Source organism: Bradyrhizobium sp. SRL28, assembly GCF_018596315.1.
GTDB lineage: Bacteria > Pseudomonadota > Alphaproteobacteria > Rhizobiales > Xanthobacteraceae > Bradyrhizobium.
In genome coordinates, this window is record NZ_JAHEAG010000158.1 from 1 (window position 1) to 1,251 (window position 1,251).

At 55.5% G+C, this 1,251-nt stretch carries 1 pseudogene; it reads right to left on the reverse strand.

The annotated features are described in order from the left end of the window. Nucleotides 1-98: 98 nt before the first annotated feature. Nucleotides 99-1,136, reverse strand: a pseudogene (locus tag KIP88_RS45750) (IS110 family transposase). Nucleotides 1,137-1,251: the final 115 nt, after the last annotated feature.

Genomic DNA, 1,251 nt, shown 5'->3' on the forward strand with positions numbered 1-1,251 from the left:
CTTTTTGAGCATCGCAAAGCCAGGGGCGATCGCACCAACGCCAACGTCCCGGCAGGGACCTTGGATCCCGCCGTGGTCGGCGGGAATTCGATGGTTTGCTACGCTGTTTGCATGGCGGTCTCCTTTGACCATCTAAATTCAGTACCTTCGATCCACATCCGATGCAGAATGACCGCAAGCTTTCGTGCAACCGCAACCTTGGCTTTGCGTAGCCCGCTTCGTTTTGCAAGCCGAATGCCCCAGGCTTTGAGCGCTGACCATTTTGCTACGCGTGTGAGCAGGACATTGGCTGCCTCAAAGAGATAGCCGCGCAACATTTTGTCGCCGCACTTCGAGATTCGGCCCGTCCAGTCGATCTCGCCGGATGCTTAGCGTCGGGTCGTTAGTCCGACATAGGCTCCGACGCTTCTTGACCTTTTGAAGCGTGTAGGATCATCGATCGTTGCAAGAAAGCAAAGAGCGGTGACAGGACCGATGCCAGGTGCAGTCATGAACTGTCGCACTTGAGCATTGCTGCGTGCGAGCTTCATGACCTTACGGTCGAGATCCGCAATCTGCTCCTCGATGGCCACTCGGGCGGTGAGTAGCGGCGTTACCGCAACGGCGAGTTCCGGCCGATTTTCGATCAGCTCCGCAGCACGCGATGCGAATGCGTTCATCTTTGCTGGGCCAATAACAAGCCCAAGGTTCTTTAGGAGTCCACGAATTTGATTCTCGAGATCCCGCTTGATCTTAACGAGCAGAGCTCGGCTGACGAGAAGAGCCTTGACCGCGTGGCTGTCGAGGTCTTTGACCCGCACCTCCTTATACCATCCACATTGCATGATGCGAGCGATGCCTACGGCATCGTTGCGGTCGCTCTTGTTGATTTGCATTTTCAAAGCCGCCTTGGCGTGCCTGGCGTCGATGCAGATGACGGGCAGTCTCATCTTATTCAACTCGGTCCACAGCCATGTCGACGTTGCCCCCGTTTCGAGTCCGATCCGCGCGACATGCGGCGCGTTTGATTTGATGAATGCTGCGATCGCTTCCGGATCAGAATGAACCACTCCTTCACGCTGAATCTTTCCTGTCCGATCAACAATGCAGATCGCTGTCAGCTTCAGCGATACGTCCAGTCCGACATAATGCTCCATTGCAGCTCTCCTGTCGTTGCAAGGCTCAAGATCCGAGCCTCATCGATTCCTGGAGAGCTGATTCTGAGAGCCTCAGTATGGCTCTGGCCCGGAATTACCCCATGTGTGAAAACGC